Below are 16,506 nucleotides of genomic sequence, written 5' to 3'. Positions count from 1 at the left end.
ATCAGTACTATGATTGATGTCATACTTCCAATCAGCAACGTCGTTTGATGAAACCCCAATTTAAAACGAGACTCGCCTGGGAAAAAGCACAATTGCTGATGCAACCAGCCCTAATTAGAGTTCTCGATAATATTCGTAAAAACCTTGATACTTCTTCCTGGCGGGGTACTTACAAAGAAGTTACCGAACCCATACCAGGATATCTTCTTCGCTTAACCAAAGACAATCGAACCATTGAAGTCGATATTTGGCAACTCTGCTACCAGGTATGTTTTCAAGACTATACTCCCGCAACTCAGCATATCTTTAGTGAACTAGAACAACGTAGTGTAGATGTTGAAATAGACGATCGCTTATTAGACGAAACAGGAGAAATCGATTGGCATCTCATAGAAGCTAAAGCCCAACAAGCAGTAAGACAAGTTTTTGATAAGCTTTCAGAATAGGTTTCCAATTAAATCATGAATTATCAATCAGATAAGGTATCTTTTTGCGATCGCTCTACCTGGGGAATTTTGCAATTTACAGGAAGCGATCGTCTACGCTACCTTCATAACCAAAGCACCAACGACTTCAATAGTTTAAAACCAGGACAAGGCTGTCAAACCGTCTTTGTTACCTCCACCGCCCGTACCCTCGATTTAGCCACCGCTTACCTGACAGAAGATGCCGTTTTAGCGATCGTTTTCCCCAATCGCCGTCAGCAACTACTAAAGTGGTTGGATGGTTTTATTTTTCCCTTCGATAAAGTCAAATTAGCTGATGTTTCCGAACAATATGCTCTAATTACTTTAATTGGAGCAGAAAGCCCTGACTTAATTCAAAAATTATTTGATATCGACTTAAAAGAATCACCAGAAGGCAATCACCAACTAGCAATCATCAACGATATAACCCTCAGAATTGCAGTAGGAAGCGATTTAGGTTTACCAGGCTATAACCTGATTATTCCTCAAGAAAACGCAGCCACTATTCGTTCTCTACTAGTAGATAATAACGTCTCCGAAATGGATAGTGACAGTTGGGAACAACTGAGAATTTTACAAGGAAGACCAGCCCCAGACAAAGAACTTACCGAAGACTACAATCCTTTAGAAGCAGGACTTTGGCATACCATTTCCTTTGACAAAGGCTGCTACATTGGACAAGAAACCATTGCCCGCCTTGATACCTACAATGGTGTCAAACAAAAACTCTGGGGAGTCAAACTAGATAACCCTGTTTCCCCAGAAACTCCCGTTATGGTAGAAGATAAAAAAGTTGGTGTTCTCACCAGTTGCACAAAAAGTGATACAGGCTTGTTTGGTCTTGCTTATGTTCGGACAAAGGCAGGTGGTGCAGGATTAACCGTTAAAATTGGTGAAGCCACAGGGGAATTAGTCCCTGTTCCTTTCATCAGTGACCACTAATCACTAACCCTAAATAAGAGACAATAAAAACAATTCAATTTTTAGGTATCAAAATCATGGCAGGAAAACTCAAAAAAGGCTCATTAGTTAAAGTGATCGCAGAAAAATTAGTCAATAGCCTTGAAGCGAAAGCTAGCGATACTCGTTTTCCTTCCTATCTCTTTGAAAGCAAAGGAGAAATTTTAGACATGGAAGGAGACTACGCTTTAGTACAGTTTTATGTTGCCACTCCCAATATTTGGTTGAAAATCGATTCTCTAGAAGCAGCAACTTAAGTAATCAAGAGTAAAAATCAGATTGGTCTGAAAATAAGAACCTATATTCGCCAAAATAATGGTACAGACTAAATCTTGCTTTCTTATCTGTTACAAAACCTAAAAACTTTTTTTCTTATTCGGTTTCCTGACTCCTCGTTCTTCAATATCTGTTTACTGAGCTACGCGAACTCTGGTAGATTAATGCTAAACCCATATATTTTAATTTTTCTTTTATATTTGGGGACGTGCTTAGCTGCACCGTGATTTAACAATCGATTAATCTATCAGGCTCAATTAGGAGGAATATTTCCGTGTCGAAGAAAACTGTAGCCAGCTTAACCAAAGCTGATGTAGAAGGCAAAAAAGTTTTAGTCAGAGCCGATTTTAACGTACCTTTAGACGATAACGGCAAGATCACTGATGATACTCGTATTCGTGCTGCTTTACCCACTATCAACGATTTAACTGGTAAAGGAGCTAAAGTAATCCTCTGTAGCCACATGGGTCGTCCCAAAGGTGAAGTAAAAGAAGAATTGCGCTTAACTCCCGTAGCAAAACGTCTTTCTGAATTGCTTGGAAAAGAAGTCACTAAATGTGATGACTGTATAGGAGATGAGGTAGCAGCTACTGTTGGCGCGATGACTAATGGTCAGGTTGTACTCTTGGAAAACCTCCGTTTCCACGGTGAAGAAACCAAAAATGACCCTGAGTTTGCCAAAGCTTTAGCTGCTAATGCGGATCTTTATGTAAACGAAGCTTTTGGTACAGCACACCGCGCCCATGCTTCTACTGAAGGAGTAACTAAATATCTCAGTCCTTCTGTTGCTGGTTTCTTAATCGAAAAAGAATTAGAATTCTTGCAAAATGCAGTAGATAACCCTAAACGTCCTTTAGCTGCGATTATTGGTGGCTCTAAAGTATCTAGTAAAATCGGTGTTATCGAAACTTTACTGGAAAAATGCGATAAGTTATTGATTGGTGGCGGTATGATCTTTACTTTCTACAAAGCTCGTGGCTTGAGCGTTGGTAAATCTTTGGTAGAAGAAGACAAACTAGAATTAGCGAAAACTTTAGAAGCCAAAGCCCAAGAATTAGGTGTTGAGCTACTATTACCCACTGATGTGATCGTTGCTGATAACTTTGCTCCTGATGCTAATGCCAAAACGGTTAGTATCGAAGAAATTCCCGATGGCTGGATGGGTTTAGATATTGGCCCTGATGCGGTAAAAGTATTCCAAGATGCCCTAGCTGATTGTAATGCGGTAATCTGGAATGGCCCTATGGGAGTATTTGAATTTGATAAATTTGCCGTTGGCACAGAAGCGATCGCTAATACTTTAGCAGGAAAACCCGACGCAATCACAATTATCGGCGGTGGTGACTCCGTAGCAGCAGTGGAAAAAGTTGGTGTTGCAGATAAGATGAGCCATATTTCTACTGGTGGTGGTGCAAGTTTAGAATTACTTGAAGGCAAAAAATTACCTGGTATTATCGCTCTTGATGATGCTTAAATAACAAGTTGTATAAAGCTTTTTAACTAATAGCTATTGGCTTTTATCTAGTGGGTAAAATATTTTAATTGAAGCGTTATTGTTTCAAGTTAAATCAAATTGCCCACCTTCTCTTTTGCTCATTTTATTGACGGACGTTTGCCAAGGAAACCCCGAAAGAAGCGGACTTACCGAACGCCCTAAAGGACTCGCTCCGCATCGCGCGTCGCGCGAGTGTTGACAAAAATCAGATAATGCGATCGCTATAAACAAGTAAGCATTTTAGCTCTCATTTTTATAATGCAAGATACAACAGCCAACACATAACAACTTCAAAATCCCCATTTAGGAAAATTTAATAATTGTTACACTACCGTGATAAGATCGCTGATGGTCTGAGTTTGATATGTTAGCTACAAAAATATGTAGTTGGCTTGCAAGCTCATAACTAATAAACACGTCCAGAATGAGTTCAGTCCCCGAGTGCTTTGTCTAACCAATCTGAACACACCACACCAAAACAAACAGAAGAAGAGAAATTGACTCAAGAGAGTGCTTTCTCTCATGAGCAGAAAGACCCCATGGCAGAGTATTATCAGTTGCAACGCACGTTGTATACCTATACTCTAGTTCTGATAGGAATTGTCTTTCCGACCGTTTGGTACTTCTACTCTCTAAACACTGCTCTTAACTATTTGATAGGAGCAATAGTAAGTGTGGTTTACTTAAGATTTTTAGCCAAGGATGTTGAACGCCTAGGTCAACAACAACAAAAGCGTCTCGGAGGAAAAGGGCTAGGAATTTTCGTAATTCTCATGCTTGTTGCTAGTAAATGGCAGCAACTCGGTATTCTGCCTGTGTTTCTGGGATTTCTTACCTTCAAAGGTGCGATCATTATATACACATTGCAATCTGTCTTTCTGCTATCTCAGCAGTCTGATGAAGAAGCAGCAAGTATTGGTGATTAATTAAAGTAGTCCAAAATCAAATTTAAATTAATCTTTTCTCAGTCTAGGCGCATGGAACTTCTAGGTAGTCTAACTATTTTGAATACTTTTACCCTAGCAGAATTGGAAGTTGGCGAACATTTCTTATGGAAAATCGGCAACTATACGGTTCACGGACAGGTTTTTATTGTCTCTTGGATAGTAATAGGTGTTTTATTAATAGCTTCTTTGGCTGCAACTCGGAATGTGCAAACTGTTCCTGGTGGTGTCCAAAACTTTATGGAATATGCCCTGGAGTTTATCCGAGACTTAGTCAAAAACCAGCTAGGAGAAAAAGAGTATCGTCCCTGGGTACCCTTTATTGGTACTTTGTTTTTGTTCATTTTTGTGTCAAATTGGGGAGGAGCTTTAATTCCTTGGAAACTCATTGAGTTACCTTCTGGCGAATTAGCAGCCCCCACGAACGACATTAATACAACAGTGGCTTTGGCGTTATTAACGTCCTTAGCTTATTTTTATGCTGGCTTTAAGAAGAAAGGCTTAGGTTACTTTAAAAAGTATATCGAACCTACACCGATCTTATTACCTATTGCAGTCTTAGAGGATTTTACTAAACCTCTTTCCCTAAGTTTCCGTCTTTTTGGTAACATTTTGGCTGATGAATTGGTAGTTGCGGTATTAGTACTACTAGTTCCTCTGTTTGTGCCTTTACCAGTAATGGCGTTAGGGTTATTCACCAGTGCTATTCAAGCTTTAGTATTTGCCACTCTTGCTGGTGCATACATTCATGAAGCTTTAGAAGGTCACGGCGAAGAAGAATAAAGCTGCTATTTTAGTAGTTTTAGAAACATATTCAAGATGAGTTTTGCAGTATCTCTAAAAACTTGCTCACAACAGCTTTGAAACTAACTATTTAGTTTCACTCCTTTTTGTCAACTCTTGGTACTTCAATTTTAAGGTAAGAAAATTATCATGGATATTCAATCTGCTTCCGTCATCGCTGCTGCTTTAGCAATTGGTTTAGCTTCCATCGGTCCTGGTCTTGGTCAAGGTAATGCTTCTGGTCAAGCTGTAGCAGGTATTGCTCGTCAGCCTGAAGCTGAAGGCAAAATCCGTGGAACTTTGCTTTTAACTCTAGCTTTCATGGAATCCTTGACTATCTATGGTCTAGTAGTAGCTTTAGTATTACTATTTGCTAACCCTTACGTATAGATTCTCAGAACTTTTAGAGACGCTCTTTATCAGTGAACAGTGAGTCGCTAACGGTTTACCTAGGGTGGGCAAACCGAGAAAGTTATCCATTCCTGTATGGATTTAAAATGACATCTCTATAATCTATATATAGGTAAAGTACTTTGATAGTTAATAACTAATAACTAATTCGGTGCGCGTTCCTTGACGGATTATGGTCGTCTCACAACATCCTAATTCATTTAGGATGACGCGACCTCAAAAATTCCGCAGGGTCGCACCTCTGTTTACTGATAACTGAGATACTTTGGCTATTTAATCTAAATATGTCTAATAAAAATGTTTGATTTTGACTTAACCACGCCTTTAATGGCAGTGCAATTTTTGATTTTAACGGCATTACTCAATGCATTGTTTTATAAGCCTTTAACTAAAGTTTTAGATGAGCGAGATTCTTTAATTCGCAACAGTAAAACTGGAGCTAAAGAAAAATTAGCGAAAGCAGAAAGCCTAGTTAAAGAATACGAATCAAAAATAGCAGCAGCGCGGAAAGAATCTCAATCTATTGTCGAAAAAGCTCAAACAGAAGCTAGAGAAGTAGTTGCTCAAAAAACAGCAGAAGCTCAAAAAGAAGTAATTGCTAAAAGAGAGCAAGCGACTTTAGAGATACAGCAACAAAAAGAAACTGCTTTAGCTACTTTAGAACAACAGGTAGATTCTCTCAGCCGTCAAATCTTAGAAAAAATTCTAGGACCAGAACTGGTTAAATAATCCAGTCTCAACCGCAAAAAAATCATAAAAATAACAGTCTGGGCATGATAGACAATTTTTTATATTTAGCAGAAACGCATTCAGAGGTTGAAGGTGGTTTCGGTCTAAACCTAGACATTTTAGACACTAACCTAATCAATCTCTTAATTTTAATTGGAATTATTTATTTCTACGGAAGTAAAATAGTTGGCAATATTTTAAGCGAAAGACGCGCCAAAATTGCCGAACAAATTGAAGAAGCAGAACAAAGACGAAAAGAAGCAGTAGTTACTTTAGCCGAAGAAGAGAAAAAACTGTCTGAAGCAAAGGAAACTGCATCCAAGATTATTTCTGATGCTCAAGCTAACGCTCAAAAGGCGAAAGAGACAATTTTAGCTCAAGGCACCAAAGAAGTAGAACGCCTTAAAGCTAGTGCAGAAGCCGATTTGAGTTCAGAAGAAGCAAGAGCGATCGCCGAACTCAAACAGCGCGTCTCCACTTTAGCATTAGAAAAAGTAGAATCTCAGTTACCAGGAATGCTTGATGATTCTGCTCAAACAACACTAATCGACCGTAGTATTGCTCAGTTAGGAGGTGCTTAATGAGTGGAACTTTAATTAGTTCGGAAGTAGCCGAACCCTATGCTCAAGCTTTGATGTCTGTTGCTCAACAGAACAATTTAACAGAGCCATTTGGTAGTGTTTGTCGCGATCTCGAAAGCCTAATGGAAGAGTCCACAGAATTTAGTGATTTTGTGGCAAACCCTGTAGTTAATCCTGAAGCGAAAAAAGAAGTATTAAGACAGGTAATGGGTAATGAAGCGAACCCTTACTTTGTTAACTTTTTAATGTTGTTGGTAGACAAGCGACGCATCATCTTTTTGAAAGAGATTGCTGCTCAGTTTTCTGCTTTATTGAGAAAGTTAAACAACGTAGTACTAGCAGAAGTCACCTCTGCTACAGAATTAAATGATGGACAAAAGCAAGCTTTAGTCGATCGCGTTAAAGGAATTACTGACGCTAGTGATGTAGAACTAAAAATTACTATTGACCCCGAATTAATTGGTGGTGTCATCATTAAAGTTGGTTCTAAAGTCATCGATGCTAGTGTTCAAGGTCAATTAAGACGTATCGGTATGAGTCTTGGTAGTGTTGCTTAAACTGCTTCGCAGTTGGCTGTAAGCAACAAGTTATAAGTCAATTTATTAGTAAATTAAAACTATAGATAAATTGAGTATTCTTTAATCAACGATTACAAGAAGATACTTAGAGCTTAGAGCTTAGAGCATTTATCGAAAAAGCGATCGCCAAAACTCAAACCTCAATTAATCTTTCCCTACTCAAAATTTACTAACAACTGATTAAGTAATTATGGTAAGCATCAGACCAGACGAAATTAGTTCGATTATTCGTCAGCAAATTGAATCTTATAGTCAAGAGGTTCAAGTATCCAACGTTGGTACAGTTCTCCAAGTAGGTGACGGGATTGCTCGTATCTACGGTTTAGAACAAGCAATGGCTGGAGAATTATTAGAATTTGAAGATGGCACTATTGGTATCGCTCTTAACCTAGAAGAAGATAACGTCGGTGCAGTATTAATGGGTAACGGTTTCGGTATCCAAGAAGGTAGTACGGTTAAAGCTACTGGGAAAATTGCTTCTATTCCCGTAGGTGAAGCGCAAGTTGGTCGTGTAGTAGACTCTCTAGCTAACCCTATCGACGGTAAAGGTGATATTAATTGTAGCGACTCTCGCCTCATTGAATCTATGGCACCAGGTATTATCGATCGTAAATCCGTTTGCGAACCGATGCAAACTGGGATTACAGCAATTGATGCGATGATTCCTGTTGGTCGTGGTCAACGTGAGTTGATTATCGGCGATCGCCAAACTGGAAAAACCGCAGTTGCAGTAGATACGATCATTAACCAAAAAGGCGAAGATGTTATCTGTGTTTACGTAGCAGTTGGTCAAAAAGCTTCTACTGTTGCTCAAGTAGTCGATGTTCTTGAAGAAAAAGGTGCAATGGACTACACAGTAGTTGTTGCTGCTAACGCTAATGACCCTGCAACTCTTCAATATCTTGCTCCTTACACTGGTGCAACGATCGCAGAATACTTCATGTACAAAGGAAAAGCAACTCTGATCATTTATGATGACTTGACTAAACAAGCTCAAGCATATCGTCAGATGTCTCTCTTACTTCGCCGTCCACCAGGACGTGAAGCATATCCTGGAGACGTATTTTACTTACACTCTCGTTTATTAGAGCGTGCTGCAAAACTCAACGATGAGTTGGGTGGTGGTAGTATGACAGCGTTACCCATTATTGAAACTCAAGCTGGTGACGTATCAGCTTACATTCCTACTAACGTAATTTCGATTACTGACGGTCAAATCTTCCTTTCTTCTGACCTATTTAACGCAGGTTTCCGTCCCGCAATCAACGCAGGTATCTCCGTATCTCGTGTAGGTTCGGCTGCTCAAACCAAAGCAATGAAACAAGTAGCTGGTAAATTGAAATTAGAACTCGCTCAGTTTGCCGAACTAGAAGCATTCGCTCAGTTTGCTTCTGACTTAGACGCAGCTACTCAAAATCAACTAGCTCGTGGTCAGCGTTTACGCCAAGTCCTCAAACAACCTCAGAATTCTCCTCTTTCTGTAGCAGAACAGGTTGCAGTAGTTTATGCTGGCTTAAATGGTTATATTGACGAAATTGCCACAGATCGAGCTACTGAATTTGCTCAAGGACTTCGTGATTATCTCGGTACTAGCAAGCCTAAATTTGCTGAAATCATTGCTTCTGAGAAAAAGCTAACTGATGAAGCAGAAAGTCTCCTTAAAGAAGCCATCAATGAATACAAACAAACATTCATGGCTGCTTAAACAGTTAACAGTTATCAGTTATCAGTGAACAGTTATCACTGGTGACTGAGGGCTGGTGATAGAGAACTGAAGAGTGGGAAAAACAGGAAATAATTAAGTAAATAGTATTTTCTCTATTACCTATTACCTATTACCTATTACCTATTACCCGTTCCTCATCCCTCATCCTTCATCATTATAAGAAAAAATGCCTAATTTAAAAGCTATACGCGATCGTATTAAATCGGTCAAAAATACCAAAAAAATTACGGAAGCAATGCGCTTGGTAGCAGCAGCTAAAGTGCGTCGCGCCCAAGAGCAAGTAACCTCAACTCGCCCTTTTGCTGATAGTTTGGCAGAAGTTATTTACAATCTTCAAGGAAAGTTACAGTTTGAAGATGTCGATCTACCTCTATTTGAACAAAGAGAAGTCAACTCAGTAGCTATTGTTGTTGTTTCCGCAGATCGTGGTTTGTGTGGTGGTTACAATGCTAATATAATCCGTCGTGCAGAAATTCGCGCTCAAGAATTAGCAGCAGAAGGTGTAGACTACAAATTTGTCTTAGTCGGGCGCAAAGCGGTTAAATATTTTCAAAATCGTAACGCCCCCATCGACAAAACCTATACTGGTTTAGAACAAATTCCTAATGCTTCAGAAGCTTCCTCTATTGGTGATGAGATTTTATCTCTTTTTCTTTCAGAAACTGTAGATCGTGTAGAGGTCATCTATACTAAGTTTGTTTCTTTAATTAGTTCTCGTCCCGTAGTTCAAACACTACTTCCTTTATCTCCTCAAGGTTTAGAACCAAAAGATGATGAAATTTTCCGCTTAACTACTCGCGGTGGTAATTTCAACGTCGAGAGAGAAAAAGTCGAAACTACAGACGAATTAAAGCTGCTTCCTTCCGATACTATTTTTGAGCAAGACCCCGTACAAATTCTAGATGCTCTGTTACCTCTATATCTCAATAACCAACTCTTAAGAGCCTTACAAGAATCCGCAGCTAGTGAATTAGCAGCCCGCATGACTGCGATGAACAACGCTAGTGATAACGCTTCTGAGTTGATGAAGACTCTAACTCTTTCTTACAACAAAGCCAGACAAGCTGCCATTACTCAAGAACTTCTTGAGGTAGTTGCTGGTGCGAATGCTTTATAGTTTGTTTAATTTATTTAATTTATTTTTTTTCGATAACGCCTAGATGAATTTCTGGGCGTTTTTTGCTTTGAAAACATGATGATTTGTTTTGAAGTTTCTATAAAGTATTAAGTCTTTTACGATCTTAGTAACTAATAGCAACCTAATTTGAGTATTTTTGATTCAGTATTACTACTAATTTTTTTTACTTTAAATATTATTTAATTTAGAAAATATGTATTTATAACTATTTATTTAGTTAATTTTTAGTAAATAAAAAACATTTAAAATAAAAGTTATTTATTTAGAAGAAAAGGTAAAGATAATTGCTTTTTTTGATAATTAAAAATATTATTAGATTAATAAAAATATATTTTAATCCGAATATAATGAACCAACTAAAATACATTTGGTCTAAAAAATCTCTACTAGCAACTTCTTTGATTTCTTTGTATTTGGTGTGTATGAGTCCCCTAGCAATTCAAGCTCAAGAAGCTACCACAAAGAATGCTAATACATACAATATTACTTTCGATCCTCCCAATGAAAATCAACCACAAGCAACTAGAGGAGGAGCTTCTCGTGGAGCTCAATGTGCTATCAACTCTCAAGAAATTTCTGAGTCCTTTGCGCCTCTGATTCCTGCGAGTAATTATGGTTTGACTACCACATCTCATCCCACTCTTTTAGTACATATTCCTGCTACTTCAGCAGAATCAGTCTTTTTTACAATACAAGACGAAAACGAGGAAGAAGTTTACCAAACAATCTTACCCATCGGGACTAAATCGGGAATTGTTAGCTTAGATGTGCCAAAAGAAGCCCCTGCTTTAGAAACTGGGAAAAACTACAAATGGTCTTTGGTCTTGATGTGCGACAACAAACTCAGACCAGATAGTCCAGTAATTCAAGGTCATATCAAAAGAGTACAACCAGAATTACAACTAGCAACTCAATTAGAAAGTGCAACACCCTTAGAAATGGCTGCTTTATACGGTAAAGCTGGTATTTGGTATGAAACAGTAGCTACTCTGGCTCAATTAAGACAAGCGCAACCTCAAAATCAGGAGCTACTAAATACTTGGAATAGCATTCTTAATTCCGTAGGTTTAGAACAGATCGCCAAAGCAGAACTTATGGAGTAGAGTAGAGAAAATCTACTGAACTATTGAATGGAGTTTTAGTTCTCTCGTAGTTTTTTTAGTTAGTAAAAAAACGAATTTAAAGGCGAAAGGAGTTGTTCTGGTCAGGAATAAAAGAAAAAGCTTGGCAATTTAAAGGATTACTAATTATTGCTTCTAGCATAGCGGGATTAGTAATTGCAGGTAGCTTTACCAGTGCATATCAAGCCCTGGAGTGGTCTACTCTAGATTTGTGGTTTCGCCTTCGTCCTCAAGAAGATAGGGATTCACGTATTGTAGTAGTTGATATCAGTGAGTCTGATATTCGAGAGCTAGGAGAATGGCCGATTTCTGATAGAACACTGGCTAACTTATTGAATAATATTGCTCAACAACAGCCAAGAGTAATTGGTCTAGACCTTTATCGAGATCTACCTCAAGGAGATATTGTAGGACAACAAAAATTATCAGAGTTTTTTCGCACAACCCCCAATATTATTGGCGTGGCAAAAGTAGTAGGAGATAGTGTGTTTGCGCCTCCTATTCTTGAAGAATCTGGTCAAACTGCTATGGCAGATTTGGTTATCGACCAAGATGCAAAAGTACGTCGAGGATTAATTTCTATCAAAACAGCAGAAGATGGGGTTATTTTAGGTTTGGCTGCCAAATTAGCTTTAATATATTTGGCGCAAGAAGACATAACTCTTCAAGCTGTGGAAAATAGTAAAGATAGAATTTTAGGTCAAGCAGCCTTTTCCCCCTTGGGTAAGAATGAAGGTGCTTACAGAGGAGCAGATGTTGGCGGTTTTCAAATTCTGTTAAATTTTCGGGGTACAGAAGACCAATTTGCTCGTACTTCTCTGACGGAGGTTCTCAATAAGCAAGTTGCATCCGATCTGTTTAAAGACAAAATTGTTCTAATTGGTTCTACTGCTCCTAGTCTGAATGACTCATTCTACACTCCGTACAGTAGTAGCGATCTTAAATTTCAACAAATGCCTGGGGTTTACATCCATGCCAATTTAACTAGCCAGATAGTAAGTGCTGCTTTGGACAATCGCTTGATGATCGAGGGTATTTCAGAGATAGGCGAATGGTTATGGATAATATGGTGGTCTTTTGTGGGAGCGACTATTAGTCTAGTTTTACTGGATATAGATTTATTACAAAAATTTTTTCTTCTGTAAGGTGGACTGTTGTGGGAATTATAATTCCCGCAGGGATCCTATTTGGTAGTAGCTATACTCTATTTATCTTTGGTTATTGGTTGCCAACGGTTTCTCCTTTGTTAGCTTTAAGCTTATCAACAGTTACCATTGCAGGATACTATAATCAGGGTCAAAAGAATTTAGCATTTACCGATGGTTTAACTCAGATTGCCAATCGTCGTTTTTTTGATCGCTATTTAGAGCAACAGTGGGGGCGCAGTCAAAAAGAGAATAAGGATATTTCTTTAATTTTGTGTGATGTCGATTTTTTCAAACTCTACAATGATACTTATGGACATCAAGCAGGAGATGAATGTTTAAAAAAGGTAGCCCAGGCTATTAAAGAGTCAGTACGATCTAACGATCTGCCAGCCCGCTATGGTGGAGAAGAGTTTGTCATTGTTTTACCGAATACTGAACCTCAAGCAGCAATTTCAGTTGCGAACAGAATCCGCTTGAGGCTCAAAAAAATGGAGATTCCACACATTAGTTCTCAGGCAAGCTCTCATGTTAGTATTAGTTGCGGAGTTTCTAGCATTAAAACAAGTAATGCGGTATCTTACAAAGAGCTAATTGAAAATGCCGATCGTGGTTTGTATCAGGCTAAAAAACAAGGTCGAGATCGCGCGGTAATAGCAGAATCTTAATTGATTACTGTTTGACCAACGGTCACGTGCCGTCTCCGTCGTTTTACGGCGGAGTCCCGTCAAGCGGGATCGAGATAATCTGTGACTTTTAATTGTTAAGAATTAGGTAATACTCCTACTTCAACACCTAAATCTATTGTTTGATTTTGACGAATTATTGCCAAATCAAGATTTTCTCCTGCTCTGGTTTTTTCAACTATTTTTTGCACTTCTTTGGGCAAGCTAACATCTTGTTCTTCGATAGCAGATATAATATCGCCTTGTTTTAATCCTGCTTTCGCTGCGGGAGAATTGGGTAAAACATCTACAATTAATACTCCTCTATCGGCATCCACTTCCAAGTTGTATTGAGTTTTTAATTGTTCTTTGAGTTCAGGAGTAATGTTAGTCATTCTAACTCCTAAGAAAGAATGTTCTACCTTACCATTAGCGATTAATTGTTCTGCAACATCCCTAGCAGCATTAATGGGAATGGCAAAACCAAGTCCTTGAGCGTTTCTAATGATTGCGGTATTGATCCCAATAACTTCTCCTTGAGAATTGAGTAAAGGACCTCCAGAATTACCAGGGTTAATGGCTGCATCAGTTTGGATAAAGTCAATTCTTTTATCGCCAACACCAATTTGCATACTATTACGTCCTGTCGCGCTAACGATGCCTGTAGTGACCGTATTATCCAAACCAAGAGGATTGCCAATTGCGATCGCCCATTCTCCAATTTGTAAGGCTTCAGAGTCGCCAAATTCTACTATAGGTAGGTCTTCTGCTTCAATTTTGACTACCGCCATGTCTGTCAGATTATCTTTCCCCATTACTTCACCATCGATAGTGCGACCATCTTTGAGAGTCACTGTTACGCTCTCAGCACCATCTACTACATGAGCATTGGTCAAGATTAACCCATCAGAACTGACAATAAAGCCTGAACCTGCACCTCTTTGGATTTGTCTATCAGGCATAGAGGGAATTTGTGAACCAAAAAAGTTACGGAACAAGGGGTCTTGAAAAGCTTCTGGTATTTGGGTTTCTACCGTACGAGAAGCGTTAATTCTGACTACCGCAGGTCCTACATTGTTAACTACTTGAGTAACAAAGTTTTGGGGAACAATTGCAACCTCAGATGAGGTTTGTTGCCGTTTATTTTGAGTGATTTCTTTAATAGGAGTGCTGGCGACGATCCTTTGAGGGCTATTTATTATGTAATGACCACCTAAAGCGATTCCTCCTCCCAGCAACATTAGGGAAAAGGAAGCAGTAGCCTTTTGCCAAAGTGTAGAGCTTTGTTGTGGTTGAGATTCTGAAGGAAAAGTTTTTTTCATTTAACGGTTAAATAACTTTTAATACTCAATCAATAAAATTAAAGAGAGAAAAGTGGGTCTAGAGAAGAAAGAAAGTCTGAAGGAGCTTTGAGTGAAGCATGATCTAGACCCGACACTATTGAATATAAATTTGAGTTATGACTTTCCTGTGACAACACTATGAACTTTTTGTGACAAATTTTGGCTCGAAAAACCTCAGAGTGCAAAATGATGAGAAACTGAAGTTGTTATGAGGAAAAAGACTGAAGCAGATGTTAATAGTAGACCAATACCATCTTAATAGTTGGTCAGATGAATTGTGTTAATGCGATCGCCTTAACTAAACGGGACAGTGAGCAAAGCGGACTACTCTCAATACTATTCGATCAAAAATTATTGCTCGAAGAAGTAGAAAATTGGGGAATTGAGAAATAATTATCTCCCCATACCCCTACCAATAAATAAAAAGGCTTATCCGAACAGCATTGACTAATGACTAATCAGACTTAAATTTTACCGAGAAATTACTTCTTCTGGTTGGGAACTACCGCGAGCTACTTTATCCTCATAGGTAAGCATTTCTCCCGAACTAAGACGCTGCATATAGTCTTTTAATTCAGAAGCTATTGTTCCCGATAATAAATAACAGCCAATTAGGTTAGGGATTGACATCGATAACAGCATCATGTCACTAAAGTCAAGCACAGCACCCAAGTTAACTACTGCGCCAAGAAAGACACAAAAGACAAACATAGCCTTATAAACCAGAATGCTACTGTTGCCAAATAAATACTCCCAAGCTCTTTCGCCATAGTAGCTCCAGGAAATCATAGTTGAAAAAGCAAATAAAGCTACAGCGATCGCTAAAATTGAGGGAAACCAGTCAACAACAGTATCAAAAGATCTGCTGGTCAACAATACCCCATCTCCAATAGAACTATCTTGATAAGTCCCTGTAATGACAATTACCAGGGCAGTCATGTTACAGATAATAATTGTATCGATTAAAGGCTCTAATAAAGCGACAATGCCTTCTCTGAGGGGTTCATTAGTACGGGCAGCCGAGTGAGCAATCGCAGCAGAACCAACTCCTGCTTCATTGGAAAAAGCACTACGTCTAATTCCCTGTATCAATACCCCAAGAAAGCCACCTCCAACAGCTTGAGGGGAAAAAGCTCCTGTAAAAATAGTAGCGATCGCATTAGGAATTTCTGCAAAGTTAATTAAAATAATCCACAGACAAGCAAGTACATAAACTACTGCCATCAAAGGAACTATCTTACCTGTGACTGAAGCAATGCGACTGATACCACCAATAATTACGATTCCTACTATCACAGCGATAACTATCCCAAAAATCCAGCTTGGTATACCAGGAAGAACATTGGATACGGCTGCATAGGATTGATTGGCTTGGAACATATTCCCGCCTCCGAAAGAGGCACCGATACAGAGAATGGCAAACAACCCCGCCAAAGCTTTACCCGCAGGACGCATCCCCATATCCGATAACGGACGAGAAATATAATACATAGGTCCGCCAGCTACCGAGCCATCAGGCTTTACTCGTCGATATTTCTGAGCTAGGGTACATTCAGTAAATTTACTAGACATACCAAAAAAGCCCCCCAGAGTCATCCACAACACGGCACCAGGTCCTCCAGTTTGCACGGCGATCGCAACTCCTGCAATATTACCTAATCCTACTGTTCCCGATAGTGCCGTTGCTAATGCCTGAAAGTGAGATACTTCGCCATCATCGTCAGGATCGTCATATTTACCCCGCACTATATCAAAAGCGTGTTTCAAACCGCGAATGTTAATAAATCCCATCCGCAAAGAAAAAAAGATCGACCCACAAATCAGCCACAGCACGATCAAAGGGAAACCAGCAATTTCAAAAAAGAGAATTTCATCTAAAACAGCAACCAACCCCGAAAAAACGCTGTCAAGCGTCCCAATAAAACCGCCCGAAGCTTTTTCTTCCGCAGCCAGAGCTATTTGGGGAATAGCAATACTAACAATCACTATTGCCAGGAAAAATTGCCAGTTTTTCCTTGTAAGTGACTGTAATAAATTAACTAGATGTATATATTTTGCTTGTCTTATGGTGTTTGGTATTTTATTGATAATTTTCATGTTTTTTTAGTACGGATACGCTCCAATATGTGCTTAATTTTTTTTTC

Annotated in this window: 18 protein-coding genes; 16 read left to right on the top strand and 2 right to left on the bottom strand. The window is 39.0% G+C overall.

Going from position 1 to position 16,506, the window contains the following annotated elements:
- The first annotated feature begins 47 nt into the window (after positions 1 to 47).
- From H1P_RS05290 to H1P_RS05220, 15 genes are all read left to right on the top strand, one after another.
- Positions 48 to 446: a hypothetical protein gene (locus tag H1P_RS05290; RefSeq protein WP_144864862.1), complete on the top strand. Its 399-nt coding sequence runs from the start codon at positions 48 to 50 to the stop codon at positions 444 to 446.
- 15 nt (positions 447 to 461) lie between these two features.
- Positions 462 to 1,409: a CAF17-like 4Fe-4S cluster assembly/insertion protein YgfZ gene (ygfZ, locus tag H1P_RS05285; protein WP_144864860.1), complete on the top strand. Its 948-nt coding sequence runs from the start codon at positions 462 to 464 to the stop codon at positions 1,407 to 1,409.
- A gap of 56 nt (positions 1,410 to 1,465) precedes the next feature.
- Positions 1,466 to 1,684, top strand: coding sequence for an NAD(P)H-quinone oxidoreductase subunit O (ndhO, locus tag H1P_RS05280; protein WP_144864858.1), 219 nt, complete (start codon positions 1,466 to 1,468; stop codon positions 1,682 to 1,684).
- A 293-nt stretch (positions 1,685 to 1,977) separates the two neighbouring features.
- Positions 1,978 to 3,177 carry a phosphoglycerate kinase gene (locus tag H1P_RS05275; protein WP_144864856.1) on the top strand — a complete coding sequence of 400 codons (1,200 nt, stop codon included), beginning with the start codon at positions 1,978 to 1,980 and terminating at the stop codon, positions 3,175 to 3,177.
- A gap of 560 nt (positions 3,178 to 3,737) precedes the next feature.
- On the top strand, positions 3,738 to 4,124 hold the full coding sequence (locus H1P_RS05270; RefSeq protein WP_144864900.1) for an ATP synthase subunit I: 387 nt from the start codon (positions 3,738 to 3,740) through the stop codon (positions 4,122 to 4,124).
- 51 nt (positions 4,125 to 4,175) lie between these two features.
- A complete protein-coding gene (atpB, locus tag H1P_RS05265; protein ID WP_144864854.1) occupies positions 4,176 to 4,925 on the top strand; it encodes a F0F1 ATP synthase subunit A in 750 nt (249 codons plus the stop codon).
- A gap of 150 nt (positions 4,926 to 5,075) precedes the next feature.
- Positions 5,076 to 5,315: an ATP synthase F0 subunit C gene (atpE, locus tag H1P_RS05260; RefSeq protein ID WP_144864852.1), complete on the top strand. Its 240-nt coding sequence runs from the start codon at positions 5,076 to 5,078 to the stop codon at positions 5,313 to 5,315.
- 318 nt (positions 5,316 to 5,633) lie between these two features.
- Positions 5,634 to 6,065 (top strand): F0F1 ATP synthase subunit B', encoded by a 432-nt coding sequence (locus tag H1P_RS05255; RefSeq protein WP_144864851.1) that lies wholly within the window; start codon positions 5,634 to 5,636, stop codon positions 6,063 to 6,065.
- 44 nt (positions 6,066 to 6,109) lie between these two features.
- Positions 6,110 to 6,646, top strand: a complete 537-nt coding sequence (locus H1P_RS05250; protein ID WP_144864848.1) for a F0F1 ATP synthase subunit B — start codon at positions 6,110 to 6,112, stop codon at positions 6,644 to 6,646.
- A complete protein-coding gene (gene atpH / locus H1P_RS05245) occupies positions 6,646 to 7,203 on the top strand; it encodes an ATP synthase F1 subunit delta (RefSeq protein ID WP_144864846.1) in 558 nt (185 codons plus the stop codon). Before H1P_RS05250 ends, atpH begins: the two co-directional genes overlap by 1 nt.
- Before the next feature lie 211 nt (positions 7,204 to 7,414).
- The gene (gene atpA, locus H1P_RS05240) at positions 7,415 to 8,929 is read left to right on the top strand and encodes a F0F1 ATP synthase subunit alpha (RefSeq protein ID WP_144864844.1); all 1,515 of its coding nucleotides are present in this window, start codon (positions 7,415 to 7,417) and stop codon (positions 8,927 to 8,929) included.
- Positions 8,930 to 9,116: 187 nt separating this feature from the next.
- Positions 9,117 to 10,067: a F0F1 ATP synthase subunit gamma gene (locus tag H1P_RS05235; RefSeq protein WP_144864842.1), complete on the top strand. Its 951-nt coding sequence runs from the start codon at positions 9,117 to 9,119 to the stop codon at positions 10,065 to 10,067.
- Between the two features lie 368 nt (positions 10,068 to 10,435).
- Positions 10,436 to 11,191 (top strand): DUF928 domain-containing protein, encoded by a 756-nt coding sequence (locus H1P_RS05230; protein ID WP_144864840.1) that lies wholly within the window; start codon positions 10,436 to 10,438, stop codon positions 11,189 to 11,191.
- A gap of 92 nt (positions 11,192 to 11,283) precedes the next feature.
- On the top strand, positions 11,284 to 12,354 hold the full coding sequence (locus tag H1P_RS05225) for a CHASE2 domain-containing protein (protein ID WP_144864838.1): 1,071 nt from the start codon (positions 11,284 to 11,286) through the stop codon (positions 12,352 to 12,354).
- 11 nt (positions 12,355 to 12,365) lie between these two features.
- Positions 12,366 to 13,022 carry a diguanylate cyclase gene (locus tag H1P_RS05220; RefSeq protein ID WP_186375845.1) on the top strand — a complete coding sequence of 219 codons (657 nt, stop codon included), beginning with the start codon at positions 12,366 to 12,368 and terminating at the stop codon, positions 13,020 to 13,022.
- Positions 13,023 to 13,117: 95 nt separating this feature from the next.
- Here H1P_RS05220 and H1P_RS05215 read toward each other — a convergent pair whose 3' ends face one another.
- On the bottom strand, positions 13,118 to 14,341 hold the full coding sequence (locus tag H1P_RS05215) for an HhoA/HhoB/HtrA family serine endopeptidase (protein ID WP_144864834.1): 1,224 nt from the start codon (positions 14,339 to 14,341) through the stop codon (positions 13,118 to 13,120).
- A gap of 291 nt (positions 14,342 to 14,632) precedes the next feature.
- On the opposite strand from H1P_RS05215, the gene H1P_RS38795 reads away from it, so the two are divergent.
- Positions 14,633 to 14,755, top strand: coding sequence for a hypothetical protein (locus tag H1P_RS38795; protein WP_281291092.1), 123 nt, complete (start codon positions 14,633 to 14,635; stop codon positions 14,753 to 14,755).
- Positions 14,756 to 14,833: 78 nt separating this feature from the next.
- Here H1P_RS38795 and H1P_RS05210 read toward each other — a convergent pair whose 3' ends face one another.
- Positions 14,834 to 16,459, bottom strand: coding sequence for an alanine/glycine:cation symporter family protein (locus H1P_RS05210; RefSeq protein WP_144864832.1), 1,626 nt, complete (start codon positions 16,457 to 16,459; stop codon positions 14,834 to 14,836).
- Between the last annotated feature and the right edge of the window lie 47 nt (positions 16,460 to 16,506).

Origin of the sequence: Hyella patelloides LEGE 07179 (genome assembly GCF_900659865.1) — a bacterium.
Lineage (GTDB): Bacteria > Cyanobacteriota > Cyanobacteriia > Cyanobacteriales > Xenococcaceae > Hyella > Hyella patelloides.
The sequence above is the reverse complement of the archived record's forward strand: the minus strand, read 5'-3'. Positions and strand labels throughout refer to the sequence as shown.